Raw genomic sequence first — 25493 nt, forward strand, 5'->3', positions numbered from 1 at the left:
CCGGGCCTACCGGCGCAGCCCGTCGATCAGCGCCCGCGCCGAGTTCGACCGCGGAGACCAGAGCCCCCGGTCGATGGCTTCCGCCAGCCGTTCGGCGATCTCGGCCAGCGCCGGGGCATTGGCCTCGGCCAGGAACTCCCGGGTATCGGTGTCCTCCAGGAAGGCGGCATGAACCAGATCGAAGTGATGCGGCTTCACCGCCCGGGTCGTGGCGGCGAAGGCGAACAGGTAATCCACCGTCGCGGCGATCTCGAAAGCGCCCTTGTAGCCATGCCGCTTGACGCCCGCGATCCATTTCGGATTGACCACCCGGCTGCGGACCACGCGCCCGATCTCGTCGTCCAGCGTGCGGATGCGCGGCGTCTCGGGCCGGGAATGGTCATTGTGCCAGATCGGCCGATCCCGGCCCTGCAGGCTCGCCACCGCCGCCGCCGCGCCGCCTTCGAACTGGTAGTAATCGTCCGAATCGAGCAGATCATGCTCGCGGTTGTCCTGGTTCTGCACCACCGCCTCGACCTGCCCCAGCCGGGTCTCGAAGGCCCCCCTTGCCGGCGCCCCCTCGGCCCCCTTGCCATAGGCGTAGCCGCCCCAATGCAGATAGGCATCGGCCAGCGCGGCGCGGTCCGACCACAGCTTCTCGTCGATCATCGCCTGCAGCCCGGCGCCATAGGCCCCGGGTTTCGAGCCGAAGACCCGATACTGCCCCTCGGGTCCTTCGGCGCGGGCGCGGGCGGCGGCGGGGTTTTCGGCCTCGGGTTCGTCCAGCGCCATCACCGCGCGGGCGGCGCTGTCGATCAGCGCCATCTGCTCGGGGAAGGCATCGCGGAAGAACCCCGAGACCCGCAGAGTCACGTCCACCCGGGGCCGGCCCAGGACCGACAGCGGCAGCACCTCGTATCCCGTCACCCGGCGGTTGAGACTGTCCCAGGTCGGCTTCACCCCCATCAGCGCCAGCGCCTGCGCGATGTCGTCGCCGCCGGTCCGCATGTTGGCGGTGCCCCAGGCGGTCAGCAGCAGGGCGCGCGGCCAGTCGCCCTCCTTCTGCAGATGCGCCTCGATCAGCAGGCTGGCGGATTTCCAGCCCAGGGCCCAGGCCGCCGGCGTCGGCACCGCCCGGCTGTCCACCGAATAGAAATTGCGCCCGGTCGGCAGCACGTCGGGCCGTCCCCGGGTCGGCGCGCCCGAGGGACCGGGAGCGACGAATTCGCCCTTCAGCGCGGTGAGCAGCGCCGCCCCCTCGGCCGGGCCGCAGGCCCGCAGCGCCGGCAGGATCTGGCCGTGCAGGGTTTCCAGCACCGGCGCCGTGGCGGTGAAATGCTCGGGCGTCTCTTGCCAGCCCACCGCCATCTGCGCCAGCTTCTCCAGCCGCTCCACCGTGTCGCCGTTCGAGCGCCAGACATCCTCGCCCATGGCATGCAGGAACTTGTGCCGGGGCCCCTCGTAGGGCTGCCCCAGGTCGCAGTCGAGCGGGTCGATGCTGACGCCGCAATCCAGCGCCAGCGCCCGCAGCAGCGAGGCATTCGGCCCCTTGCCGTCACCTCTCGGCGCCCGCAGCAGCGCGATTGCCAGGTCGCGTTCCAGCCGCCCCTCGGGCGACTGGCCGAAGACATGCAGCCCGTCGCGGATCTGCGCCTCCTTCAACTCGCAGAGATAGGCGTCGAGCTTGGCCAGGTCGCCGGCCTCCTCGCCAGACATGCCGACATCCGCCGCCAGCCCCGTGGTCTGGCTCAGCGACAGGATTTCCCGCCGCAGATGTTCCAGCCGCCGCGGATCGACCCCGGCCGCCTCGTAATATTCATCGACCAGGGCCTCGAGATCGCGCAGCGGGCCGTAGGTCTCGGCCCTTGTCAGCGGGGGCGTCAGGTGATCGATGATCACCGCCTGCGAGCGCCGCTTGGCCTGGGTGCCCTCGCCGGGGTCGTTGACGATGAACGGATAGACATGCGGCAGCGGCCCCAGCACCGCCTCGGGGAAACAGGTTTCCGACAGCGCCACCGCCTTGCCCGGCAGCCATTCCAGATTGCCGTGCTTGCCCATATGGGCCACCGCGCCGGCGCCCCAGTGCTCGCGCAGCCATATGTAGAAGGCAAAGTAATTGTGCGGCGGCACGAGGTCGGGGGCATGATAGGTCTCGACCGGGTCGATATTGTAGCCCCGCGCCGGCTGCAGCCCGACCACGGCGTTGCCGAAGCGGTGGATCGACAGGCGAAAGCCCTCGCCCGGGACGTGGAACGGATCGGTTTCGGGCGCCCCCCAACGGTCTTCGACCTGCTGGCGGAGCTCCAGCGGCAGGGTGCCATAGGCGGCGCGATAGGTCTCGATCGGCAGCAGTTCGCCACCCTCGCGGACCGCCCGGTCGGGCAGCCAGTTCGTCGGCCCGGCCATCAGCCGTGCCATCAGCGCCTCTGCGTCGGCGGGCGCGTCTTCGATCCGGTAGCCCTCGGCCTTCAGCAGGGTCAGCGCATGGACCGTGGCCGCCGGCGTATCCAGCCCGACCCCGTTGGCCAGCCGTCCGTCACGGTTCGGATAGTTCGCCAGCACCAGCGCCACCTTGCGATCCGCCGCCGGAGTCCGACGCAGCCGCGCCCAGTTCGCCGCCAGCCGGGCCACGAAACCCACCCGGTCGCCGCGCGCCCGGTAGGTGGCGATCGGGCATTGCGTGGCCGCGTCGAAAAATGCCTCGCCCTTGAAGGAGATCGCCCGCGACAGGATCCGGCCGTCAACCTCGGGCAGTGCCACGTTCATCGCGATGTCCCGCGCCGAGAGCCCCGCAAGACCCTCGCGCCACGCGTCCTCGGTCTGCCCCGAGAGCACCAGCTGGAACACCGGCGCCGCATTGGCCGATGGCGCGGTCAGCGGGTTGTCGCCGGGCCGCTCCGGCGTGCCGGTGGCAAAGGCGGTGGCGTTCAGGATCACCGAGGGCGGCGCCTCGGCAAACAGCCCGTCCAGCGTCGCCGCCGAGACCGGGTCCTTCAGCGAGGCGACAAAGCAGGGCATCGGATTCAGCCCCTCGCGCAGCAGCGCCTTGGTCAGCTGGTTGATCGGATGCAGCCCGGCGCCCTGCACCAGGGCGCGGTAGAACAGGATCGGCACCACCGGGGCGCCCTCGGTCCAGTGCCGGCGCAGCTGGTCGAGCCCCGAGACCTCGGCTCCCGGCCAGTAGAGCCCGGCCCGCAGCAGCGGCGCCGCCGCCGGCGGCCGCTCGGTCCCGTCCAGCATGGCCCGCGCGTGGCGCAGGAAGCCGGTGCAGTTGCCGACCCCGCCCTCGACCAGAAAGGCCCAGAGCGCGGCGTAATCGGCCTCGTCCACGGTCGAGAGCTGGCGCAGTTCCTCGTCCGGCTTGTCGTCGCCGGGCAGGAAGGCCACCGGCACCCCGGCCTCGGCCAGCCGCGCGGCATATTGCGTGACCCCGTAGCGCCAGTATCCCGCCCCGCCCAGCAGCCGCGCCACCACCAGCCGCGAGCGGCTGGCGCAGGCGTCGAGATGCAGGTCGACCGACATCGGGTGCCGCAGATGGGCCAGGTTGACCAGCCGCAGCTCGGGCGCCCCGGCCATCTCGGCCCGGGCCTGGGCCAGCGCCGCGAGTTCGGTATCCGCGGCCGAGATCACCACAAGGTCGCCCGGGGTCTGGCCGGGATCGACCGGCTCGCCCTCGTCGGCGGCGCCGGGGGTGGCGGCGAGCAGATGCATCAGCCTCGCCTTGCCTGCGGCAAGCCGACCGAGGCGGGGGGGCGCTGCCCCCCCGCACCCCCCCGGGATATTTCCGAGGTAAAGACCATCCTGCGGATCATCCCGGGCCTAGCGGCTCAACGCCGCTTCGATCGCGGCCCGGTCGAGACCGGTCTCGCCGATCACCACCAGCCGGGTCTCGCGCGGTTCCGAGGCGGCCAGCGGCCGGTCGAAATAGGTCTCGACCCGGGGCCCGACCGCCTGGATGGTCAGCCGCATCGGCTTGCCCGCGACCGATCCGAAGCCCTTCAGGCGCAGGATGTCATGGCTGCGGATGGTGTCGGCGATCCGGGCCGCGAAGGCGGAGGGGTCGGTGATCTCGGGGCGGGTGATGATGAAGCTCTCGAATTCGTCGTGGTCGTGATCCTCGCCCTCGGCATCGTGATGCGGCGCCTTGCGGTCATCGGATTCGGCGGCGGCCTTGTGCCCCAGCAGCACTTCGCAGGGCAGGGCGCCCATGGTGCTGCGCAGGACCTGCACCGAGGGCCGGGTCCCGGCCTTGAGCCGGGCGATCAGCGCTTCGGTCTCGGCCTCGGTCAGAAGGTCGGCCTTGTTGACGACCACCAGGTCGGCGCAGGCCAGCTGATCGTCGAACAGCTCCGACAGCGGCGTTTCGTGATCGAGATTGTCGTCTTCGGCGCGGGCGGCATCGACGGCGGCCTCGTCATGGGCGAAGCGGCCTTCCGAGACCGCTTTTCCATCCACCACCGTCACCACGCCATCCACCGTGACGCGGGTCGAGATGCCGGGCCAGTTGAAGGCCCGGACCAGCGGCTGCGGCAGGGCCAGGCCGGACGTCTCGATCAGGATGTGATCGGGCGGTTCGGGCCGGGCCAGCAGCTTTTCCAGCGCCGGGATGAAGTCATCGGCGACGGTGCAGCAGATGCAGCCGTTCGAAAGCTCGACGACGTCCTCGTCGGTGCAGGTCTCGTCGCCGCAGCCCTTCAGGATGTCGCCATCGACGCCGAGATCGCCGAATTCGTTGATGATGAGGGCGATGCGGCGCCCCCCGGCATTGGCCAGGAGGTGGCGGATCAGGGTGGTCTTTCCGGCGCCGAGAAAGCCGGTGACGATGGTGGCGGGGGTCTTTGCGGGCATGGGGTCTGGTCCCTGGGCAAAAGGAAAGACGGCCCCCGGCGAGGGGGGCCGTGGTCAGGCAGCTTCGGGGCGGGTCAGTCAGCGGCGTAGAGCCGCGGTGTCACCAGTCCGCTTTGCGCAAGGCCGCGGGTGCCTTTGGCCAGGCCCAGTATCGCAAGGTCGACCAGCGGTTCGAGCAGGACCACAAGCATATAGGCGCCGCCGAAGGTCGAGATCGCGGCGAGGTTGGCCGGGGCGAAGCCGTGACCGTAGAGCGCCCAGAAGGCGACCCAGGCGACGACGCCGCCCTGGAATGCGGTGGAAAGCGCAAGCGCCTGGCCGTAACCGACATCGACATAGGCGGTGTCGCGCGGGATGATCCGGCCTGCGACGGCCTGCAATGCGAAGAGCGGCACCAGCAGGGTGGTGATGTTCATTCCGTATTGCGGCAGGTCGAAGGGCGCGAACAACAGCCCCTGCAACAACAGGCCGAAGGCCAGCGCGAAGGCGGCGGGGGCGGCGCCGAGGATCAGGAACAGCGTCGAGCCGAGGATCAGGTGCACTTCCGACACGCCGACCGGGTAATGCGGCAGCACTTCGAAGAAGGTGAAGACGGCGGCGGTGCCGATGGCGCTGCGCGCGACGAGCGACGGCAGGCCGCGCTCTTTCGCCGCCGACCAGCCGAGTTTCAGCGCATAGGCGCCGGCACCCGCTGCGGTGGCGTAGCTGAGCAGAAGTTTCGCGCCGGTGACGACGCCGGGTTCGATATGCATCTTCGGTCTCCTTGGCCTGTCACACCCGACAGGCGGTTGAGGTTTCACGACGCATGGCTGGTCTCCTGGCTCGCGGGTCGCGGCGCCTGTCCACCTTCCCGGAATGGTTTCCAGTGGTCATTGGACGGACGCTCGCCGCTTACAGTCGCGGGGGCGGCTGCGGCTTCCGGTTCCTGATTGGATCCCCGGTTCCGCATTCCCAGTTCGTCCCCTGAGGCTGAGCCTCAATCGGGGAACCATGCCGGGTGAGTGTGAGCCCGGGCCGGAGCCGGGTCAAGGGGCCTTTGCGACCGCCCGAAGCGGGGGAGCGACAGGCGTCCCCATGGGGACGGGGGGTCAAGTTGTTGAAAATGCGGCAAAAGCCGTGGGGACGGTGGTTATGGTTAATCAGGGGTTAGCGGAAGTCGGGGTGAAACTGCCCGTTCGCCTTCAGGGACGGCTGATACAAGGGGAGGGGAGTGGACTTTCGCTGCACGGAACATCGATGTCTACAATGTGGGACGAAGCGGACATTCAATAGTGGCGACGGCTCCGACAAATCATGGATTTCGAAGTTTCACCGGATGCTCTTGCGTCATGCGGGCCCGGCCGGACTACGCGCTTCGCACATAGCGATGAAGTTCTTGTGCTCCTTTGCTATCTGTCGCCCTATGAGCGGACTCAGAACCGGGAGCATGAATCTCAACCAGCCCGATCCATTTGCGTTGAACTTCCCAACCATTGTCGTGGCCTTGCCGTCGTGCTCAATGTCAAAATCTATGTCGACATCCATGTCTTTGCCTTTGACCAGAAAACCCAGTCTTTTGGGCCGGTGATAGGTCGTAATCTCCACCTCATGCTCGCCGCGCGTGTCTTTGATCCGAAATCTGGACCCCTTTCCGATAGGCCCCTCCGTCATAAGTTCGGCCTCCGAAACACCGCTGTTCCACTCCAGTTCGTTGCGCGGATCGGCCATGAGATCGAAAGCGGTTTCCGCCTGACATTCGATTTGCATGACGTCTTTTATGTAGCTGGCCATCCTTGGAGTTTACCACAAGGCACATGGCGAGTCTCAGGCAATCGATGCCCGCACCGCCATCGCGTTTTGCCAAGTCGATTTGCGGTAAGGTGGGCTCAAACCTGCTGTTCGCCGCGTGATGTACGGAAGTTCGCTCAGTGCCGGATGCCACGCCATTGTCCAACCTGCATGTCGCAGATTGCGCGAAGCCTGGCCGTCGCCGGGCTCCCCCCCTCGACCCCACCCCGCGCGTCTGCCAAACCTGCTCCTGACTCAGCCTCGAAGGAGCTCGCCCATGTCCACCCAATCCCGCCGAGACCCGGTGCTCGATCCCAAGCTGGAGGCGCGGCTGGTGCGCTATGCCGCCGTCGATACCCAGAGCGACGCCCTGGCCGAGGGCGCGCCCAGCACCGCGATCCAGCTCGACCTGCTCAACATGCTGGTCGAGGAGCTGAAGGAGATCGGCGCCGAGGAGGTGACGCTGACCGACTATGGCGCGGTGCTGGCCACGATCCCGGCAACCGAGGGCCGCGAGGACGGGCCTGTGATGGGCTGGATGGCGCATGTCGATACCGCGCCGCAGTTCAACGCGACCGGGGTCAAGCCGCTGGTGCGGCGGGCCTATAACGGCGGCACGCTGAGCTTTCCCGACGCGCCGGGGCTGCTGCTGTCGCCCGAGGTCTCTCCGGCGCTGGCCGACAAGCAGGGCGACGACATCGTGACCGCCAGCGGAACGACCCTGCTGGGCGCCGACGACAAGGCGGGGGTGGCGATCATCATGACGGCGGCCGAGCGGCTGCTGGGCGACCCCTCGATCCCGCACGGCAGGATCCGCATCGCCTTCACGCCCGACGAGGAGATCGGCCGCGGCGTCGATCCCCGGCTGCCTGCCGATCTGGGCGCCGCCTTCGCCTATACGTTCGACGGCGCCCTGCCGGGCGAGATCGAATACGAGAGCTTCTCGGCCGACGGGGCGGTGGTTACGGTCACCGGCGTCTCGGCGCATCCGGGCACCGCCAAGGGCAAGATGGTCAATGCGCTGCATCTGGTGGCCAAGATCGTCCAGACCCTGCCGCAGCAGAGCATGGTGCCGGAACTGACCGAGGGCCGCGAGGGATTCATCCATGTCACCGAGATCGAGGGCGGCGCCTCCGAGGCGGTGATCCGGCTGATCCTGCGCGATTTCGAGCGTGACGGGCTGGCCGCCAAGGGCGCGCTGCTGCGCCAGGTCTGCGAGGCGGTGCAGGCCGGCGAGCCGCGGGCGCGGATCGAGGTCGAGATCAAGCCGCAGTATCGCAACATGCGCTATTGGCTGGAAGAGGACATGACCCCGGTCGAGCTGGCGCGCGAGGCGATGCGGGCCACCGGGCTGGAACCGCGCTCGCAGCCGATCCGGGGCGGGACCGACGGCTCGCGGCTGACCGAGATGGGGGTGCCGACACCGAATGTCTTCACCGGGATGCAGGAAATCCACGGGCCGCTGGAATGGGTCTCGGTGCAGGACATGGCCAGCGCGACGCGGGTCTGCCTGGAACTGGCCAGACGGGCCGGGGCGGGCTGAGCCGCGGGCCGGGGCGCGGCGGGCCGGCTACTTGCCGCCGCTGCGCAGCCGGGCCCAGATATTGGCCGAGGGCCGGGTGCCCTTGTCGCGGGCCAGGTCCATCGAGCTGAGCACCGGCGTATGTTCCGAGGCCCGGCCCCGGCCTTCGCGGAACAGGATGTAGAGCCCCGAGCCGATGATGACCGCGGCGCCGATCAGCACGTTGGGCTTCAGCGTCTCGCCGAAGAAGACATAGCCGTAGAAGCTGGCCCAGAGGATCTGCGAATACTGCATCGGCGCCACCACCGTCGCCTCGGCGCGCTTGTAGGCGGCGATGAACAGCAGCCCGGCGCAGGTGCCCAGCACCGCCATGGCGGCGAAGCTGCCGATATGTTCGACCGGCATCGGCTTGTAGACGAAGGCCAGCAGGGCGCCCATGACGAGGAAGTTCGACACCATCGGATAGAGCATCAGCACCGCCGAGCGTTCGTCCTGGCCGATCTTGCGCACGATCACGTTGCTGAGCGACGAGAACATCGCGGCGCCGAGGGCCGCCAGATGCCCGAGCCCGAGATGCGAATGGCCGGGCTGCAGCACGATCATCACCCCGGCCAGCCCGACCACCACCGCCGCCCAGCGGCGCAGGCGCACCGTCTCGCCCAGCAGCGGGATCGACAGCACGGTGATCAGCAGCGGCGTGATGAAGAGGATCGAATAGGTTTCGGCCAGCGGCAGGTTCGAGAAGGCGTAGAAGGCGCAGAAGCCGACGATGGTCGAGGAGATGGTACGGATCAGCACCCACCAGGGATGGGTCGGGCGCAGGTTGGCCACGGTGGTGTCATGCAGGATGACGATGGTGACCAGCGGGAACGAGAACAGCACCGCGAAGAACAGGGTCTGGAACGGGGCGTAATGGCCGCCGAGGAACTTGATGAACACGTCGTGGGTCGCGTAGATGCCCATCGCCGCCAGCGCCAGAAGCGCGCCCTGCAGGTTCGATTTGCTCTGTCCTTCGGCCATGCGCGCCGGCCCTTCGATCAGGGTGTTTCGATCTTCATGACCGGAAAACCGCGCATCGTCCAGTCGAGCCGTGCCTGAACTCCGGGCCGGGCGGCGGCGCCCTGGCCGGCAGGGTCGGGAATTCCGGACCGCTTCCGGCGCCTTTTGTCGTTGACGTTGCGGCATGGTGTTTCATCCTGTGGAAACATCCCGCAGCAGACAGGTGAAAAGGCATGGCTGGCATCAAGATCGGATACATCGATTATCCCGTGGAGCTGACCGACAAGGACTGGCAGAAGAAGAAGGGCCTGATCGGAAAGATGACCAAGACCGGCATCGGCGCGACCTTGAAGAAGGCCCAGGCCCTGCATGGCAAGATCGACTTTGCCAAGCTCGATCCCGCCGCCGAGAACCCCAGGAACAAGGCCGATCTGGCCAAGGGCAAGAAGGCGGCGGAAGCCTATTACAAGAAGTATGTGGTCCCGTTCTCGGCCAGTCTGAAGACGGTGGAGGAGACCGCCAAGAAGGCGATCAAGCAAAATGCGAAAATGCCGAAGAAGTCGCTGAAGGCGATGGAGGACATCGCCAAGATCGCCTCGACCCTTCAGGTCACGATGAAGAGCTTTGATCTGGAGGCGGCGGTCAACGAGGCGCTGGAGCGGATCGAGCGGCGGCAGAAGCTGGCCGCGAAATACCTGAATGACTCGCTGAAGAAATTCGTCACCGGCGCGGCGGCCTTCATGAAGGATCCGACGCCGGAGAGCTGGCTCACCAACATCAAGCAGCAGGGCCGCAGCGTGTCGAACTCGGTCAAGGAGCTGACCGACTACAATGCCAGGTTCTGGAAGGATTTCGAGAAGTTCAAGGGCTTCGACCTGGGGACGCTGAAGCTGGAGACCAAGGACCCGAAATTCGCCCAGAAATCCACCGCGATCGTGAAGCTGGCGCTGGCGCAGGTCAAGCAGATCGCCGCATTCAAGCCCTAGGGTGCCGGGCGGCGCGGGGCATGGGGCCCCGCGCCGCGGCCGCGTTCAGAGGCTGGCGTCGAGCGCCGCCAGAATCGCGTCGCCGACCTGGCTGGTGGTTGCAGGGGTGCCGTCCCCGGACTGCATCAGGTCGGCGGTGCGCACGCCGTCGGCCAGAACCTTTTCCACCGCCTTCTCGACCCGGGTCGCCTCGTCGCCCTTGTCGAAGGAATAGCGCAGCGCCATCGCGAAGCTGAGGATGCAGGCGATCGGGTTGGCGATGCCCTTGCCGGCGATGTCGGGGGCCGAGCCGTGGACCGGCTCGTACAGCGCCTTGGGCCGGCCGTTGGCCATCGGCGCGCCGAGGCTGGCCGAGGGCAGCATCCCGAGGCTGCCGGTCAGCATCGCGGCGAGGTCGGACAGGATGTCGCCGAACAGGTTGTCGGTCACGATCACGTCGAACTGCTTGGGCCAGCGGGTCAGCTGCATGGCGCCGGCGTCGGCATACATGTGCGACAGCTCGACATCCGGATATTCGGCGTCATGGACCTCTTGTACGACATCGCGCCAGAGGATGCCCGATTCCATGACGTTGGCCTTCTCCATCGAGCAGAGCCGGTTGTCGCGCTTGCGGGCCAGTTCGAAGGCCGAGCGGGCGACGCGGGCGATCTCGGATTCGGTGTAACGCTGGGTGTTGATGCCGACCCGTTCGTTGCCTTCCTTGAAGACGCCGCGCGGCTCGCCGAAATAGATGCCCGAGGTCAGTTCGCGGACGATCATGATGTCGAGACCGGCGACCACGTCGCGTTTCATCGACGAGAAATCCGCCAGCGCGTCGAAGCATTGCGCCGGGCGCAGGTTCGAGAACAGATCCATTTCCTTGCGCAGCCGCAGCAGGCCGCGCTCGGGCTTCACCGAGAAGTCGAGCTTGTCGTATTTCGGTCCGCCGACGGCGCCGAGCAGCACCGCGTCGGCCTCTTGTGCCTGGGCCATCACCGCGTCGGTCAGCGGCGTGCCGTGGGCGTCATAGGAGCAGCCGCCGACGAGTCCCTCGGTGACGTCGAATGTCAGGTCGCGCCTGGCGCCGAACCAGTCGATGATCCGCTTCACCTCGGCCATGACCTCGGGGCCGATGCCGTCTCCGGCAAGGATCAGAAGCGACGGATTGGACATAGGAGCCTCCTTGGCGTGAACGAGGCACCGCGTAGCGCGGCGCTGTCACAGGGTCAAGCAGGCGGGCGGTCGAAGGCGGCCACCAGGGCGTCCCAGACCCGGCGAATCCGGGCCGTCGTGCGCAATGCCTGCGGCGCCACGATCCACAGCGGCAGGCCGGGCAGCGGCAGGTCGGGCAGCAGCCGTTCCACCTCCGGCTCGGCTTCGATCAGCCTCAGCTGCGCCACGCCGATGCCGCAGCCGGCGCGGATCAGGTGCCAGCCCAGGGGCTGGTCGTCGGTGCGCAGCGGAAAGCTGTCGCGGGTCGCCGCAACGCCCATGGCGCGCATCGAGCGCAGCATCAGCTCCGAGCGGTCGAAGCCGATCAGCCCGATCTGCAGCGCCTCGTCGAAATCTGCGGGCCGGCCCACCCGGTCGAGAAAGCTGCGGGCGGCACAGAGGCCGAGCGCCAGATCGGGCAGGCGGCGGGCGATCAGATCCTCCTGCTGCGGGGCGTGCATCCGCAGGGCGATGTCGGCCTCGCGGAACAGCAGGTTCTCGGTGCTGTCGGAAGCCACCAGGTCGATCTGGATCTCGGGCGCGTCGCGGCGCAGCCCTGCAATGACCGGCGGCAGCAGGAAATGCGAGACCACGACCGAAGCGGTGATCCGCACCGTGCCGGCCAGCCCGCTGTCCTGGCCCGCGGCGGCGAGCGAGAGCCGCGCCGCCGCCTCGGCCATGGCGCGGGCCGGGGCGATCAGGGCCAGCCCGGCCTCGGTCGGTTCCAGCCCCTTCGGCACCCGGCGGAAGAGATCGCTGCGCAGCGCCGTTTCCAGCGCCCTGATCTGCCGGCCCAGTGTCGGCTGGCTGAGCCCCAGCCGACGCGCCGCGGCCGACAGCGAACCGGTCTCGGCCACCGCCAGAAAGCTTTGCGCGAGGCTCCAGTCGAAGCGTTTATCCATTCAAAGGTGAATAGCATATCTGCGCAACTGGGCAATTCCTAATTCAGGGATGAATGGGTATCTTCACCGCATCAGAAGGAGAGTCGAGATGTCCAAGAGCACGGAAATCCAGAACAGCGATCCTCGCGGCACCATCGTGGTTGCCGGGGCTTCGGGCGGCGCCGGGCGGCGCGTGGTCGAGGCGTTCCGCGCCGCCGGATGGGAGGTGCGGGTCTACAGGCGCGGCACCGACCTGGGCGAATTTGCCCGGGGCGCCGACGTGATCTTCAACGGAATGAACCCGCCCATGTATCACAACTGGCGCGAGCTGATCCCGGCGATCACCCGCCAGGTCATCGCGGCCGCCAGGGTCAGCGGCGCCACGATCCTGATGCCGGGCAATCTCTATGTCTATGGCGACCAGCCCGGGCCATGGGCCGACGACACGCCGCACCGGCCGTGCAGCCGCAAGGGCGAAATCCGTGCCGAGATGGAACGCAGCTACCGGGCGGCGGCCGACGAAGGGGTTCGGACGATCATCTTGCGCGGCGGCGATTTCATCGACCCGGCGAACCCTGACACCCTGCTGAACATGCTGGTGCTGAAGAAGCTGAAGGCCGGGAAGATCACCGCGATGGGCCGGGCCGAGGCGCGGCGCAGCTATGCCTATCTGCCGGACATGGCGCGGGCCTTCGTGGCCCTGGCCGAGCGGCGCGACAGCCTGCCGGCCTTCACCGCGCTGAACATGGCCGGGCCGCGGTTCTCCTACACCGAACTGGCCGCGATGCTGTCGGCCCGGCTGGGACGTCGGATCCGGATCGGGCGGTTCCCCTGGTGGCTGATGCGGCTGGCGTCACCGGTCTGGGAACTGGCGCGGGAGCTATGCGAGATGCGCTATCTGCACGACCTGGATCACGAGATCGACGGATCGGGCTTCGAACGGCTGGTGCCGGGCTTCGAGGCGACCCCGCTGGACGCGGTGATCGAGGCGCATTTGCCCGAGGAGGTCAGGGCCACGATGCTTGCAGGCGGGCACCCGGCCCAAGCCGCGTCGTAGCGGCGCAGGTGGTGGGTTCGGGGGCGTGCCACCCGTGCCGTTGGGGGGCGGAGATGGTGCGTGCGAGCACGCACCCTACCGGTGTTTCGGGGAAGAATGGTGCGTGCGGGCACGCGCCGCCCCGACCCGGAGCTCGCCGCCGGCCGCCCGCCTCAGCGTCCGATCACGGCGCCGAAACTGTCGGCCAGAAGCCGGACCACGGTGGCCTCGGTCATGTAGCCGGTCGGCGGCAGGCCCCGGGCGTCCTGATAGCGGCGCAGGGCGCGGCGGGTGTCCTCGTCGAAATTGCCGTCGATCCGGCCGGGGTCGAGCTTGAGCTCGGCGAGGCGCCGCTCGATCAGCAGCCTGGTGGCGGCGTTCAGGTTCAGCGCATCCTCGGTGGCCTGGGCCCTGGCGCGGTCGGCCTCGCCCTCGGCATCCTGGGTCAGTTCGCGAATCCGCGCCTGCGCCTCTTCGGCGAAGCTGCCCTGCGGATAGCGGTCCAGATAATCGCGATAGGCCGGAACCGTGTTGGCGGCGCGGGCCTGATCCCACACGCCGCGCTCCTGGGCGGCGGCGCGGGCCCGGTTGGCCTCTTCGATGGCCTTCAGCCGTTCGCGGGCCAGGGCGCCGTAGATTCCGTCGGGATACTTGTCGAGATAGGAGCGCAGCCCGGCCTCGTCGCCGACCTCGCCGGTGGCGGCCCAGTAGGCACGGTCCTGGCGTTCCTGCTCCAGCCGCCGTTTCTCGGCCTCGGCTTCGAGTTCGGCTGCGCGGACCTCGGCCTGGCGGGACAGGGTGGCGATCTGGTCGCGGGTCAGATAGCCGGTGCGGTCGAAGCCGTTGACGGTCTGCCATTCGGTGATCGCGGCGCGGCTGCCGCCGCCGAAGATGCCGTCGATGCCGCGCGGGTCATGGCCGAGGATCGACAGCGCCCGCTGGATCTCGCGGCGCTGGTCGCGGCTCAGCCCGAGGGCCTCTTCGGCCAGGCGCGCCGGGCGGTTCGGTTCGGTGCGGATTTCGTTTGCCAGCCGCTTGGCATCGGCGGCATGGGGGCCGGCCGGGTAGCGGCGCAGATAGGCCTCGTAGGCGGCCAGGGTGTCGGCATTACGGGTGGCGTCCCAGAACACCGCCTCGGTCTGCGGATCGGGATCGGGCAGCGGCACCGGATCGGTCACCGGGCCGGGCGTCGCGGCGCCGAGCAGCACGAAGTTGCCGGGCAGGTAGCCGCCGGCCTCGACGCCTTTCAGCCTTGCCGCGGCATCGGTCAGGTTGATGCCCTTGCGCGACAGGGCCGTGGTGGCGAACCACGAGATCGCGGCGGCGGTGCCGGTGAAGCTGGTGACGCCCTGCGGCAGATCGCCGAGCCGGGCGCCATAGGTCAGGAAGGGCGCGGCCGGGCCGCTGCGCCCGTCGTCGCCGACCGCCAGCGCCACCCGGCCGGGATGGTCGGCAAGGATCGGATAGAGCGTGCGCAGGGACAGGGCGCTGCGCGGCAGGGCGGTCAGCGCCAGCGCCTCGGGCGTGTCGGTGGGCAGCAGCCAGCTGTCCCAGCCGCTGTGCACGAAGCTGCCGTTCAGCACCACGATCAGCCGGTCGGCGTCACGCGCGGCGATCGCGAAACGCGAGACGGCAACGGCCATGGCCTGCGAGTCGGCATCGGTCACCGAGATCACCTGGAAACCGGCGTCGCGCAGCGTGGCGGCGGCATCCGCGGCATCGGTGGCGCTCTTGACCGGGTCGAGGTTGCGATACTTGCCGTTGGCCAGGATCAGCGCCACGTCCCCGGCCTGCGCCGCCAGTCCGGTCAGGCCCATCCCCGCCAGCACGAGAACCTTCAGAATCATACGCATCGGCGCCATCCTTCCCTTTCTGGGTCGCAGTCTGCCCGAGGGCCCTGTCAGGTCTCGTAGCTGCGGCGATCCTCGATCACCTTGCCGTCATTCGGCAGGGTTCCCACCGGGACAATCTCGACCGAACCCTTCAGTTTCAACACATCCGCGGCGCTGGCGGCATAGACCGCCGGATCCTGCGCGTCGCTGCCGGCTTCGACCTGGACCAGCATGACATCCATAGCGCCTTCGCGCATCGCAATCACCCGGGCACGGCGCAGCTCGGGGTGGCGTCGGAGAAAATCCGCCACCTGTTCGGGGCGCACGAACATGCCCTTGATCTTGGTGGTCTGGTCGGCGCGGCCCATCCAGCCCTTGATCCGCATGTTGGTCCGGCCGCAGGGGCTGATCCCCGGCAGCACCGCCGAGAGGTCGCCGGTGGCGAAGCGGATCAGCGGGTAGTCCGGGTTCAGCGTCGTCACCACGACCTCGCCCACCTCGCCCTCGGGCAGCGGGTCGCCGGTGCCGGGGCGGACGATTTCGACGATCACGCCCTCATCGACGATCATCCCCTCCATGGCCGGGCTTTCATAGGCGATGTTGCCGAGGTCGGCGGTAGCATAGCATTGCAGGCAGGCGATGCCGCGATCCGCGTATTCGGCCCGCATCGCCGGGAACAGGGCGCCGCCGCCGACCGCGGCGCGGGTGATCTTCAGCGGCAGGCCCAGCTCGTCGGCCTTGTCGAGGATCACCTTCAGGAAATCCGGGGTTCCGGCATAGGCGGTGACGCCCAGGTCATGCGCGGCGCGGGCCTGGAGTTCGGTCTGGCCGGTGCCGGCGGGGACGACCGCGGCGCCGACCGCCCGGGCGCCATTCTCGAAGATCATCCCGGCCGGGGTCAGGTGGTAGGAAAAGCAGTTCTGCACGATGTCGTCGGGGCCGATGCCGCAGGCATGCAGGAACCGGCCGAGGCGCCACCAGTCGGGGCCGGTGCCGCCGGGTTCGTAGATCGGGCCGGGAGACTGGAAATACTGTGCGGCGCCGGCGGGCGCATAGCCGCCGAGCGGCGGGGCGCGGCGTTGGGCCGCGACGAGGTCGCTCTTGCGCAGCACCGGCAGCGCCGCGAGATCGGCGGCAGAGCGGATGGCCGCGGGGTCGATCCCGGCGAGGCTTTCGGCATAGCCGGGCAGGGCGCGGGCCCGGGCGATCTGCGCCGGCAGGGCGCGGGCGAGGTCTTCGGCGCGTTGCTCGGGGCTGCGGGTTTCCAGGCTGTCGAAGCCCATGGCGGTCTCTCCTGTCCCGGTGTGCTTGTTCAGAGATAGTCGGCGCGGGGGTCGAGGTCGAGGGGCGGGGCGGCGGACCCCGGCGCGGAGCAGGGGCGCGCAGCGCCACCGGGCGGCGTCCTAGGCCAGCCAGCGTTTGCGGCGCCGGTAGCTGCGCACGTCGCGGAACGACTTGCGGCCCTCGTCCGACATGCCGAGGTAGAATTCCTTCACGTCGGCATTCTCGCGCAGCGCGGCGGCGGGGCCGTCCATCACCACCCTTCCGCTTTCAAGAATGTAGCCGTGATGGGCAAAGCGCAGCGCCACGTTGGTGTTCTGCTCGGCCAGAAGGAAGGACACGCCCTCGTTCTCGTTCAGCCCCTTCACGATGCCGAAAATCTCTTCGACCAGCTGCGGCGCGAGGCCCATCGACGGCTCGTCCAGCAGGATCGTCTCGGGCCGGGACATCAGCGCCCGGCCGATCGCCACCATCTGCTGCTCGCCGCCCGAGGTGTAGCCGGCCTGGCTCTTGCGGCGCAGCTTCAGGCGCGGGAAATAACTGTAGACCATCTCGAGATCGGCGGCGATGGCGGCCTTGCCGTCGCGCCGCGTATAGGCGCCGGTCAGCAGGTTTTCCTCGACCGTCAGATGGCCGAAGCAATGCCGTCCCTCCATCACCAGGATCACGCCCAGCTTCACCATCGCGGTCGGGTTCAGGTCCTTCACCTCGCGGTCGCGATAGAGGATCGAGCCCTTGGTGACCTCGCCGCGTTCCGAGCGCAGAAGGTTCGAGATTGCCTTCAGCGTCGTCGTCTTGCCGGCGCCGTTGCCGCCCAGAAGCGCGGTGATGCCGCCCCTGGCGACTTTCAGGCTGACGCCCTTGAGCACCAGAATGACGTGGTTGTAGATCACCTCGATATTCTGGACCTCGAGCAGGGTCTCGGCCCCGGCTGGGCCGGTCGTGGCGGGATCGGGGGCGGTCTGGCTCTGGGTCACCCTGGTCTCCTTGCTCGTCCGGCGCCATCGTGGCGCCTTCGGGCAGAATGCGGGCGGCCCCGTCGCGGGGGCCGCCCTGTCATGGTCAGTTGCAGCGCTCTTCGATGCCGGCCTCGGCGGCATAGGCCGCGCTGTCGGCGTCGATCAGCGGCTGGATCACCTCGGTGTCCGGCGCGATGAAATCGGTCAGGACGTTCCAGGTCTTGCTGGCGGCGTCCCATTGCTGGACGATCGCCTGGCCGCCGCCGCCGTGGTTGGCGCAGGAGACCGAGAACTCGGGACCGAAGCCCGGCACCCCGAGCGCCTCCATGTCGGCATCGGTGATCTCCAGCGCCTCCATGCCGTCGCGCATCATCGCCGCGGTGATCTGCGCCACGCCGTGGATTTCCTGCGCCTTCTTGGCCGCTTCCACCGCCAGGATCGCCGCATACATGCCGCGGTTGTAGAGCACCGTACCGCCCTGATCGCCGGCGCCGGCCGCCAGACCCTTGTCATAGACATAGGTCTTCAGGTCGTCGTAGATCGGAAGGTCCTTGCCCGGCAGGTTCATGTTCAGCGCCTTGTAGCCATCGGCGCCGTCACCGACCGGAAGGGTGTCGTTCTCGGACCCCGACCACCAGATGCCGATGAAATGATCCATCGGGAAGCGGATGTTGGCGGCCTCCTGGATCGCGACCTGGTTCTGCACGCCCCAGCCCCACATCAGCACATAGTCGGGCTTCTGCTGGCGGATCTGCAGCCACTGGCTCTTTTGCTCCTGGCCCGGCGGATCGACCGGGATCTGCAGGAACTCGAAGCCGTGTTTCTTGGACAGTTCCTCGAGCGTGCGGATCGGTTCCTTGCCATAGGCCGAGTTGTGATAGATCAGCGCGATCTTCTTGTCGCTGATGTCGCCGCCTTCCTGATCGAGAATGTACTTGATCGCGATCGAGGCCCCGTTCCAGTAGTTGGTCGGGTAGTTGAAGATCCATTCGAAGACCTTGCCGTTCGAGGCCGAGGTGCGGCCGTAGCCCATCGAGTGGACCGGGATGCCGTCGGCGCTGGCCTTGGGGATCAACTGATAGGTGATGCCGGTGGACAGCGGTTGATAGAGCAGCGCGCCGGTTCCGACATCCTTGGTCGATTCATAGCACTCGACGCCCTTCTCGGTGTTGTAGCCGGTTTCGCATTCGGGCATCGCGATCTTGATTCCGCCGATGCCGCCGTCCCGCTCGTTGATGAGGGTGAAATAGTCGGCATAGCCATCTGCGAAGGGGATGCCGTTCGGCGCATAGGGCCCGGTGCGATAACTGAGCGACGGGAATACCAGGTCGGCCAGGGCCGGTCCGGCAGCCAGGGCGCCGACCAGCGCCAGTGTTGCAAGTTTCAGCTTCTTCATTGTTTTCCTCCCTAAGTGGTCGTCGTCGGTGGCCGCCCGTCTAGTGCGGGAACGGCCAGAGTCTCAGTTTCTCCTTCGTGACCCGCCACAGGGCGGCAATTCCGTGCGGTTCCAGGATCAGGAACATGATGATCATCGCCCCGACGATCATGACTTCCAGGTGAGTCGCGACATCGGTGGGCCAGCCGAGGTGGAGCACCAGCACGTTCTTCAGGAACACCGGCAGCAGGACCATGAAGGCCGCGCCGGCCAGCGAGCCGAAGATCGAGCCGAGCCCACCGATGATGATCATGAAGAGGACCAGGAAGCTCTTGTTGATGCCGAAGGCCTCGCCGACCTCGACCGCGCCGAGATAGACCGAGAAGAACAGCGCCCCGGCGACCCCGACGAAGAAGGACGAGACGGCAAAGGCGGTCAGCTTTGCGGCCAGCGGGTTCACCCCGATGATCTCGGCGGCGATGTCCATGTCGCGGATCGCCATCCATTTGCGCCCCGAGGCGCCGCGCGTCAGGTTGCGGGCCAGCCAGCCCAGGACCAGCAGGAAGCTCAGGCAGGTGAGGTATTTCGCCGGAGCCGAGGTCAGGGGCCCCGAGACGATGATGCCGAAGACCGAGCGTTCCGGAACCGTGATCTGACCGGAGGCGGAATAGTTGTAGAACCAGGGCATCTTGTTGAACAGCCAGACCAGGAAGAACTGTGCCGCCAGGGTCGCCACCGCCAGGTAGAAGCCCTTGATCCGCAGCGAGGGCAGGCCGAAGAGAACGCCGACCGCCGCCGTCACCAGCCCGGCCAGGATCACCGCGATGGGCAACGGCAGCCAGGGCATCGCGGTCAGCAGCTTGTAGCTGGCATAGGCGCCCACGGCCATGAAGCCGCCGGTGCCCAGGCTGACCTGGCCGCAGTAGCCGGTCAGGATGTTCAGACCCAGGGCCGCGATGGCATAGATCAGGAACGGCACCAGCGCCGCATTGGCCCAGTAGTCGTTGACGATGAAGGGCACCACCCCGAAGGCCACGACCAGCAGCGCCCAGTAGCCGATCCGGTCCAGCTTCAGCGGGAAGGTCTGGCCGTCCTCGACATAGGTCGTCTTGAAGTCGCCGGCCTCGCGGTAGAGCATCAGGTGTTTTCCTTCACCAGCTGCGCCAGAAGCAGCAGCATGACCCCGACGCCCAGGGCGATGCCGGCGATCAGCATGGTCTCGCCATGCAGCAACACGAAATCCACCGCCTGGCGCAGCTCGTCGCTGCCCAGCATGTCCCGGAAGGCCGGGCTGGCCGGGTCCAGATTGGCGAAGGGCCAGGCGATGACCGCGATTCCGGCCAGGAACAGCACCAGTCCCAGAAGGCGTCCGATGAAGATCATGATCCGTCTCCGATGCCGCATGCCGTGGCGGGGCCGGGGCGCTGCGGTCTGGTCATGCGCCGGGACATCACAGGTCGCCCCTGGCCAGTTTCATGTAGGCGAAGCTGCCGCTGATGAAGCCTGCCGCGGCCAGCAGCCCGGCAATGACCGCCTGCCGGTTGTCGGAAACCCCGGCGGACAGCGCCAGATAGCCGAAGGCCCAGAACCCGGCCCAGGCCACCACGCAGATCAGGGCGACAAGTTTGCGCATCTCTAGTTCCTTTCGTCGTCACACTCTCTCGATGATCCGTTCGCCGAACAGGCCCTGCGGCCGGAAGACCAGGAACAGCAGTGCCAGCACATAGGCGAACCAGTTTTCGGTTGCGCCGCCGACCATCGGGCCGATGAAGAATTCGAACAGTTTCTCGCCGACGCCGATGATCAGCCCGCCGACGATGGCGCCGGGGATCGAGGTGAAGCCGCCCAGCATCAGCACCGGCAGCGCCTTCAGCGCGATCAGCGACAGGGAGAACTGGACCCCGGACTTGGCGCCCCACATGATGCCCGCGACCAGCGCCACGAAACCGGCGATCGACCAGACCAGCACCCAGATGAAGCGCAGCGAGATGCCGACCGAGAGCGCCGCCTGGTGGTCGTCGGCCACCGCCCGCATGGCCCGGCCCTGCTTGGTGTATTGCGAGAACAGCACCAGCACGGTGACCAGCAGCGCCGCCACGACGGTGGCGGTGATGTCGAGCTTGTCGATGAAGAACCCATAGCCGAACCAGCCGAAGGTCGTCGTGTCGATCACGTCCGAGATCCCCTGTGGCAGGCCGACATCGAGCTTCTTGATGTCCGAGCCCCACATCAGGTCGCCGAAGCCTTCCATGAAATAGGCCAGGCCGATGGTCGCCATGAACAGGATGATGTCGGGCTGGTTGACCAGATGCTTGAGGATCAGCTTCTCGATCAGGATCGCCAGCACCACCATGACGCCCATGGTCAGCAGGATCCCGACGACCGAGGGCAGGGTCCAGCCGAAGGTCGTCAGCTCGGTGCCGAAGATGACGTTCAGCAGATGGCCGAAGGGAACCTGGCCCTCCATGATCCCGACCAGCGTCAGCGCCGCGAACAGCGCCATGACCCCCTGGGCATAGTTGAATACCCCGGACGCCTTGAAGATCAGCACGAAACCGAGCGCTACCAGCGCATAGAGCACCCCGGCCATCAGCCCGTTCAGGGTGACTTCTATGGCGAAGAGAAGCGTGTCGGGCATCAGTTGTCCCTCCGGACGGGCTGCGGGGCGGGACGGAAGGCCTGGCGGTGCTCAGTCATGGGCCACCCCCAGATAGGCGTCGATCACGTCCTGGTTGGCGCGCACCTCGTCCGGCGTGCCGTCGCCGATCTTCTTGCCGTAGTCCATCACCACCACCCGGTCCGAGATGTCCATCACCACGCCCATGTCGTGCTCGATCAGCGCGATGGTGGTGCCGAATTCGTCGTTCACGTCGAGGATGAAGCGGCTCATGTCCTCCTTCTCCTCGACATTCATCCCGGCCATGGGTTCGTCGAGCAGCAGCAGGCTGGGTTCCGCCGCCAGCGCGCGGGCCAGTTCGACGCGCTTCTTCAGCCCGTAGGGCAGCCGCGCCACCGGGGTCTTGCGGATGTTCTGGATTTCGAGAAAGTCGATGATCCGTTCGACCTTGGCGCGGTTCTCGACCTCTTCGGCCTGGGCATGGCCCCACCAGAGCGCTTGGCCGAACAGGCCCGAGGACATATGCGTCAGCCGCCCGGTCATCACGTTGTCGAGCACCGACATGCCGTCGAACAGGGCGATGTTCTGGAAGGTCCGGGCGATGCCCAGCTTGGCGACCTGGAAGGGCTTCATCGGCGGGCGTTTGACCCCGCGAAACCAGACCTCGCCTTCCTGCGGGACATAGAAGCCCGAGATGATGTTGAGCATCGACGACTTGCCGGCGCCGTTCGGGCCGATGATCGCCCGGATTTCGCCCTCGCGGATGTCGAAGGAGATGTCCTTGATCGCCTCGACCCCGCCGAAGCGCAGGGTGATGTGCTTCATCTCCATCAGCACGCCACCGATGGTGCGGCCGTCCGGCGTGGTCGTCACCGCAGTGTCATTCATTCCGCCGCCACCTTCTGTGCCGTGGGCGCGGCGACTTCGGCCCGGGCGATCTTCAGCGTTGCGCTGATCTTGCCCTTGCGGCCGTCCTCGTAGGTCACTTCGGTTTCGGTATAGATGCTCTCGGACCCGTCATAGAGCGCGGTCAGCAGGTCGGCGTATTTCTCCTCGATGATCCTTCGCCGGACCTTGCGGGTGCGGGTCAGTTCGCCATCGTCGGCATCCAGCTCCTTGTGCAGGATCAGGAAGCGATGCACCTGGCAGCCCGACAGGATCGGGTCGTCGGCCAGGGTCCGGTTCACCTCGGCGACATGTTCGGAGATCATCGCATAGACGCGGGGGTTGCCGGCCAGTTCCTGATAGCTGGCATAGGCCAGGTTCGAGCGTTCGGCCCAGTTGCCGACCGCCTGCAGGTCGATGTTGATGAAGGCGGTGCAGTCGGGCCGGTCGGCGCCGAAGACCACGGCCTCCAGGATGTTGGGATAGAACTTCAGCTTGTTCTCGACGTATTTCGGCGCGAACAGGCGGCCATCGGCCAGCTTGCCCACGTCCTTGGCACGGTCGATGATCCTGAGATGGCCGGTGTCTTCCTCGATGAAACCGGCATCGCCGGTGGCGACCCAGCCTTCGTCATCCTTGGTTCCGGCGGTGCTTTCCGGGTTCTTGTAGTATTCGACGAAGACTCCCGGCGAGCGATAGAAGACCTCGCCCGACTCGGCGACTTTCAGTTCCACCCCCGGCGAGGCGATGCCGACGGTATCCGAGCGCACCTGGCCGTCCGGCTGCTGGGTGATGAAGACCGAGGCTTCGGTCTGGCCGTAGAGCTGTTTGAGGTTGATCCCCAGCGAGCGGTAGAATTCGAATATCTCCGGCCCGATCGCCTCGCCCGCCGTATAGCCGACCCGGATTCGGCCAAGGCCGAGCGCGTCCTTCAGCGGCCCGTAGATCAGCCGCCCGTTCAGCCAGTAGCGGAACCGGTCCCAGGCGCCGACGCTCTGCCCGTCCAGCAGCCGCGGGCCGACCCGGCGGGCCAGTTTCATCGCCCGGGCGAAGAGCCAGCGCTTCAGCCGGCTGGCGTCCTCCATCCGGATCGTGACGTCGGTCAGAAGCTGTTCGAAGACCCGCGGCGGGGCGAAGTAATAGGTCGGCCCGATCTCGCGCAGGCAGGTCTGCACGGTGCTTTCGCTTTCCGGGCAATTGACGCAGAAGCCGGTCCAGTAGGCCTGCCCGATCGAGAAGATGAAATCCCCGACCCAGGCCATCGGCAGATAGGCCAGCACCTCGTCCCCGGCGCGCAGGCGATCGAACTCGCTGGAGTTCTTCGAGGTCTCGATGATGTTGCGGTTCGACAGCACCACGCCTTTCGGCCGTCCGGTGGTGCCCGAGGTATAGAGCATCACGCAGGTGGAATCGTAGGTGACTTCGGCCTCGCGGGCCTTCAGCTCGGGTTCCAGCCGTTCATGCGCGGCGCGACCCTCGGCGGCGACATCGGCCAGGGCATGCAGGTGGGAATGGTCGTATTTGCGCAGGCCGCGCGGGTCGAGATAGAGGATATGCTCGACCGACTTGGCGCGGTCGCCGACTTCCAGCACCTTGTCGACCTGCTCCTGATCGCCGGCGATGACGAAACGGGCGCCGCAGTGGTCCAGCACATAGGCCATCTCGTCGGCCACGGCGTCCTGGTAGAGCGGCACCGGAATCGCGCCGACCTTCTGCGTGGCGACCATCGACCAGTACAGCGCCGGGCGGTTGCGGCCGATGATCGCGACATAGTCGCCGCGGTTGATCCCGAGCGCCAGAAGTCCCAGGGCCAGGCTTCGGACTTCCTCGGCGGTTGCCAGCCAGGTCCAGGTCTGCCAGACGCCGAACTCCTTTTCGCGATAGGCGGCATTGGCGCCATAGCGCCGGGCATTGCGTTCCAGCAATGCCGGAATCGATTGCGGGTCATGCTCCGCCATCATCCGGTTCTCCTCCCATGTGCCGGAAGTATCCGGCGGCCTTCGCCCGCTTTGCACGGATCCCGGCCCCTCGGGCCTGCGCCCTCGGTAATATGACCATTGCCGGTTGGCTTTCGTTTGTAAACAGTAAGCTACCCGAACGCGGGGGCAGGCTGCGGAGCTGTTTGCGCTAAACTGCCACAAAGCGCCTCCATGCCGCGGTTTCCATTCGTCGGGATCGGCGCCGACAGGGTTGCGGCCCTGGCCCGCGCGGGTCTTCCATTGCCCCGCATTCCGACCTAAAGCGGCGCAAACGGAGGCCGGACGATGACCCATATCTGGATGCGCACCGAGAGCCGCGAGAACGAGGCGCGGGCGCCGCTGACCCCGGAGGGGGCGGCGCAGCTGCTGGCCGCCGGGATCGCGGTGACGGTCGAGGAGAGCCGCCAGCGCGCCCTGCCGCTGGCCGCCTATCGCGATGCGGGTTGCGCCGTGGCGCCCGAGGGCAGCTGGCCGGAAGCGCCGGCAGGGGCCTTTGTGCTGGGGCTGAAGGAACTGCCCGAGGACGGTTCCCCCTTGCGGCACCGGCACATCATGTTCGGCCATGCCTTCAAGGGACAGCCGGCGGGCCGGGTGCTGCTGGAGCGGTTCCGGGCCGGGGGCGGCACCTTGCTGGACCTCGAATATCTGGTCGACGAGACCGGTCGCCGGGTGGCGGCCTTCGGTTATTGGGCCGGGTTTGCCGGCGCCGCGGTGACGCTGCTGGACTGGGCGGCGCAGGCACGGGGTGGGCGCTGCGGCCCGGTGGGCGCCTATGCCTCGGCCGAGGCGATGGTGGCTGCGGTCAAGGCGGAGATGGAGGGGCTCGCCCCGAACCCGCGGGCGCTGGTGATCGGCGCCCTGGGGCGGGTCGGCACCGGGGCAACGGATTTCTGCGGCCGGGTCGGGGTGCCGGTGACCGGCTGGGACATGGCCGAGACCGCCGGCGGCGGGCCGTTCCCCGAGGTTCTGGAGCACGAGCTGTTCTTCAACTGCATCCTGGCGCGGCCCGGTTGCCCGGTCTTCGTTCCGGCCGAGGCGGTGAACGCGCCGCGCGCGCTTCGGGTGATCGGCGATATTGCCTGCGATCCGACGTCCGATTTCTCGCCGGTCAAGGTCTATGACCGCTCCACCACCTGGGAAGAACCGGTGCTGCGGGTGGCCGAGTCGCCGGTGCTGGACGTGATGGCGATCGACAATCTGCCGTCGATGCTGCCGGCCGAAAGCTCGCAGGATTTCGCGGCCCAGCTGCTGCCTTCGCTGCTGGTGCTGGACGCGCCGGACGAGACCGTCTGGACCCGTGCCGAGGCGACGTTTCGCAAGCATCTCTGATCGGGCGGGGCGGCGGCGCTGGTCGCC

At 67.6% G+C, this 25493-nt stretch carries 21 protein-coding genes and 1 riboswitch; of the genes, 4 read left to right on the forward strand and 17 right to left on the reverse strand.

The window, feature by feature from the left end; genetic code table 11:
* Nucleotides 1-6: 6 nt before the first annotated feature.
* The 4 genes from cobN to NUW50_RS11025 all read right to left on the reverse strand — a co-directional run bounded on the left by cobN (nucleotide 7) and on the right by NUW50_RS11025 (nucleotide 6597).
* Nucleotides 7-3690, reverse strand: coding sequence for a cobaltochelatase subunit CobN (gene cobN / locus NUW50_RS11010; protein ID WP_258289155.1), 3684 nt, complete (start codon nucleotides 3688-3690; stop codon nucleotides 7-9).
* 108 nt (nucleotides 3691-3798) lie between these two features.
* Entirely contained in the window at nucleotides 3799-4827 is a 1029-nt protein-coding gene (cobW, locus tag NUW50_RS11015) for a cobalamin biosynthesis protein CobW (RefSeq protein ID WP_258289156.1), read from the reverse strand.
* Between the two features lie 74 nt (nucleotides 4828-4901).
* On the reverse strand, nucleotides 4902-5579 hold the full coding sequence (locus tag NUW50_RS11020) for an energy-coupling factor ABC transporter permease (RefSeq protein ID WP_258289157.1): 678 nt from the start codon (nucleotides 5577-5579) through the stop codon (nucleotides 4902-4904).
* Between the two features lie 38 nt (nucleotides 5580-5617).
* Nucleotides 5618-5835, reverse strand: a riboswitch (cobalamin riboswitch).
* A gap of 318 nt (nucleotides 5836-6153) precedes the next feature.
* On the reverse strand, nucleotides 6154-6597 hold the full coding sequence (locus tag NUW50_RS11025; RefSeq protein ID WP_258289158.1) for an SRPBCC family protein: 444 nt from the start codon (nucleotides 6595-6597) through the stop codon (nucleotides 6154-6156).
* Between the two features lie 274 nt (nucleotides 6598-6871).
* On the opposite strand from NUW50_RS11025, the gene pepT reads away from it, so the two are divergent.
* A complete protein-coding gene (pepT, locus tag NUW50_RS11030) occupies nucleotides 6872-8137 on the forward strand; it encodes a peptidase T (protein ID WP_258289159.1) in 1266 nt (421 codons plus the stop codon).
* A gap of 27 nt (nucleotides 8138-8164) precedes the next feature.
* Here pepT and NUW50_RS11035 read toward each other — a convergent pair whose 3' ends face one another.
* Nucleotides 8165-9136, reverse strand: a complete 972-nt coding sequence (locus NUW50_RS11035; RefSeq protein ID WP_258289160.1) for a DMT family transporter — start codon at nucleotides 9134-9136, stop codon at nucleotides 8165-8167.
* 212 nt (nucleotides 9137-9348) lie between these two features.
* Between NUW50_RS11035 and NUW50_RS11040 the strand changes: the two genes are divergently transcribed.
* Nucleotides 9349-10101 carry a hypothetical protein gene (locus NUW50_RS11040; protein ID WP_258289161.1) on the forward strand — a complete coding sequence of 251 codons (753 nt, stop codon included), beginning with the start codon at nucleotides 9349-9351 and terminating at the stop codon, nucleotides 10099-10101.
* 45 nt (nucleotides 10102-10146) lie between these two features.
* On the opposite strand, the gene leuB is transcribed toward NUW50_RS11040, so the two are convergent.
* Nucleotides 10147-11253 (reverse strand): 3-isopropylmalate dehydrogenase, encoded by a 1107-nt coding sequence (gene leuB / locus NUW50_RS11045; RefSeq protein WP_258289162.1) that lies wholly within the window; start codon nucleotides 11251-11253, stop codon nucleotides 10147-10149.
* Nucleotides 11254-11306: 53 nt separating this feature from the next.
* Nucleotides 11307-12194, reverse strand: a complete 888-nt coding sequence (locus NUW50_RS11050; RefSeq protein WP_258289163.1) for a LysR family transcriptional regulator — start codon at nucleotides 12192-12194, stop codon at nucleotides 11307-11309.
* 88 nt (nucleotides 12195-12282) lie between these two features.
* Between NUW50_RS11050 and NUW50_RS11055 the strand changes: the two genes are divergently transcribed.
* Entirely contained in the window at nucleotides 12283-13230 is a 948-nt protein-coding gene (locus tag NUW50_RS11055; RefSeq protein WP_258289164.1) for an NAD-dependent epimerase/dehydratase family protein, read from the forward strand.
* A gap of 152 nt (nucleotides 13231-13382) precedes the next feature.
* Here the strand turns inward: NUW50_RS11055 and NUW50_RS11060 are convergent, their stop codons facing one another.
* From NUW50_RS11060 to NUW50_RS11105, 10 genes are all read right to left on the reverse strand, one after another.
* On the reverse strand, nucleotides 13383-15062 hold the full coding sequence (locus NUW50_RS11060; protein ID WP_258289165.1) for a peptidoglycan-binding protein: 1680 nt from the start codon (nucleotides 15060-15062) through the stop codon (nucleotides 13383-13385).
* 47 nt (nucleotides 15063-15109) lie between these two features.
* The gene (locus NUW50_RS11065) at nucleotides 15110-16324 is read right to left on the reverse strand and encodes a phenylacetate--CoA ligase family protein (protein ID WP_258289166.1); all 1215 of its coding nucleotides are present in this window, start codon (nucleotides 16322-16324) and stop codon (nucleotides 15110-15112) included.
* A 120-nt stretch (nucleotides 16325-16444) separates the two neighbouring features.
* Entirely contained in the window at nucleotides 16445-17299 is an 855-nt protein-coding gene (locus NUW50_RS11070; RefSeq protein ID WP_258289167.1) for an ABC transporter ATP-binding protein, read from the reverse strand.
* Between the two features lie 85 nt (nucleotides 17300-17384).
* Complete coding sequence (locus tag NUW50_RS11075) at nucleotides 17385-18677, reverse strand: ABC transporter substrate-binding protein (RefSeq protein ID WP_258289168.1); 1293 nt, start codon at nucleotides 18675-18677, stop codon at nucleotides 17385-17387.
* A gap of 40 nt (nucleotides 18678-18717) precedes the next feature.
* The gene (locus NUW50_RS11080; RefSeq protein WP_258289169.1) at nucleotides 18718-19794 is read right to left on the reverse strand and encodes a branched-chain amino acid ABC transporter permease; all 1077 of its coding nucleotides are present in this window, start codon (nucleotides 19792-19794) and stop codon (nucleotides 18718-18720) included.
* Nucleotides 19794-20039 (reverse strand): hypothetical protein, encoded by a 246-nt coding sequence (locus NUW50_RS11085; protein ID WP_258289170.1) that lies wholly within the window; start codon nucleotides 20037-20039, stop codon nucleotides 19794-19796. Before NUW50_RS11085 ends, NUW50_RS11080 begins: the two co-directional genes overlap by 1 nt.
* A gap of 67 nt (nucleotides 20040-20106) precedes the next feature.
* Entirely contained in the window at nucleotides 20107-20289 is a 183-nt protein-coding gene (locus tag NUW50_RS11090) for a hypothetical protein (RefSeq protein WP_258289171.1), read from the reverse strand.
* Nucleotides 20290-20307: 18 nt separating this feature from the next.
* Nucleotides 20308-21294, reverse strand: a complete 987-nt coding sequence (locus tag NUW50_RS11095; protein ID WP_258289172.1) for a branched-chain amino acid ABC transporter permease — start codon at nucleotides 21292-21294, stop codon at nucleotides 20308-20310.
* Between the two features lie 51 nt (nucleotides 21295-21345).
* Nucleotides 21346-22161, reverse strand: coding sequence for an ABC transporter ATP-binding protein (locus tag NUW50_RS11100; RefSeq protein ID WP_258289173.1), 816 nt, complete (start codon nucleotides 22159-22161; stop codon nucleotides 21346-21348).
* Entirely contained in the window at nucleotides 22158-24116 is a 1959-nt protein-coding gene (locus NUW50_RS11105; RefSeq protein WP_258289174.1) for an AMP-binding protein, read from the reverse strand. The genes NUW50_RS11100 and NUW50_RS11105 overlap by 4 nt, the downstream gene beginning before the upstream one ends.
* A 306-nt stretch (nucleotides 24117-24422) precedes the next feature.
* Between NUW50_RS11105 and NUW50_RS11110 the strand changes: the two genes are divergently transcribed.
* Complete coding sequence (locus tag NUW50_RS11110) at nucleotides 24423-25466, forward strand: saccharopine dehydrogenase (RefSeq protein ID WP_258289175.1); 1044 nt, start codon at nucleotides 24423-24425, stop codon at nucleotides 25464-25466.
* Nucleotides 25467-25493: the final 27 nt, after the last annotated feature.

Source organism: Frigidibacter sp. ROC022, from assembly GCF_024723735.1.
GTDB lineage: Bacteria > Pseudomonadota > Alphaproteobacteria > Rhodobacterales > Rhodobacteraceae > SLM-1.

Bases quoted from the DNA above. Each gene is read 5' to 3' on its own strand.
- cobN (WP_258289155.1), bottom strand. From the start codon at position 3,690: ATGCATCTGCTCGCCGCCACCCCCGGCGCCGCCGACGAGGGCGAGCCG.
- cobW (WP_258289156.1), bottom strand. From the start codon at position 4,827: ATGCCCGCAAAGACCCCCGCCACCATCGTCACCGGCTTTCTCGGCGCC.
- NUW50_RS11020 (WP_258289157.1), bottom strand. From the start codon at position 5,579: ATGCATATCGAACCCGGCGTCGTCACCGGCGCGAAACTTCTGCTCAGC.
- NUW50_RS11025 (WP_258289158.1), bottom strand. From the start codon at position 6,597: ATGGCCAGCTACATAAAAGACGTCATGCAAATCGAATGTCAGGCGGAA.
- pepT (WP_258289159.1), top strand. From the start codon at position 6,872: ATGTCCACCCAATCCCGCCGAGACCCGGTGCTCGATCCCAAGCTGGAG.
- NUW50_RS11035 (WP_258289160.1), bottom strand. From the start codon at position 9,136: ATGGCCGAAGGACAGAGCAAATCGAACCTGCAGGGCGCGCTTCTGGCG.
- NUW50_RS11040 (WP_258289161.1), top strand. From the start codon at position 9,349: ATGGCTGGCATCAAGATCGGATACATCGATTATCCCGTGGAGCTGACC.
- leuB (WP_258289162.1), bottom strand. From the start codon at position 11,253: ATGTCCAATCCGTCGCTTCTGATCCTTGCCGGAGACGGCATCGGCCCC.
- NUW50_RS11050 (WP_258289163.1), bottom strand. From the start codon at position 12,194: ATGGATAAACGCTTCGACTGGAGCCTCGCGCAAAGCTTTCTGGCGGTG.
- NUW50_RS11055 (WP_258289164.1), top strand. From the start codon at position 12,283: ATGTCCAAGAGCACGGAAATCCAGAACAGCGATCCTCGCGGCACCATC.
- NUW50_RS11060 (WP_258289165.1), bottom strand. From the start codon at position 15,062: ATGCGTATGATTCTGAAGGTTCTCGTGCTGGCGGGGATGGGCCTGACC.
- NUW50_RS11065 (WP_258289166.1), bottom strand. From the start codon at position 16,324: ATGGGCTTCGACAGCCTGGAAACCCGCAGCCCCGAGCAACGCGCCGAA.
- NUW50_RS11075 (WP_258289168.1), bottom strand. From the start codon at position 18,677: ATGAAGAAGCTGAAACTTGCAACACTGGCGCTGGTCGGCGCCCTGGCT.
- NUW50_RS11080 (WP_258289169.1), bottom strand. From the start codon at position 19,794: ATGCTCTACCGCGAGGCCGGCGACTTCAAGACGACCTATGTCGAGGAC.
- NUW50_RS11085 (WP_258289170.1), bottom strand. From the start codon at position 20,039: ATGATCTTCATCGGACGCCTTCTGGGACTGGTGCTGTTCCTGGCCGGA.
- NUW50_RS11090 (WP_258289171.1), bottom strand. From the start codon at position 20,289: ATGCGCAAACTTGTCGCCCTGATCTGCGTGGTGGCCTGGGCCGGGTTC.
- NUW50_RS11095 (WP_258289172.1), bottom strand. From the start codon at position 21,294: ATGCCCGACACGCTTCTCTTCGCCATAGAAGTCACCCTGAACGGGCTG.
- NUW50_RS11100 (WP_258289173.1), bottom strand. From the start codon at position 22,161: ATGAATGACACTGCGGTGACGACCACGCCGGACGGCCGCACCATCGGT.
- NUW50_RS11105 (WP_258289174.1), bottom strand. From the start codon at position 24,116: ATGGCGGAGCATGACCCGCAATCGATTCCGGCATTGCTGGAACGCAAT.
- NUW50_RS11110 (WP_258289175.1), top strand. From the start codon at position 24,423: ATGACCCATATCTGGATGCGCACCGAGAGCCGCGAGAACGAGGCGCGG.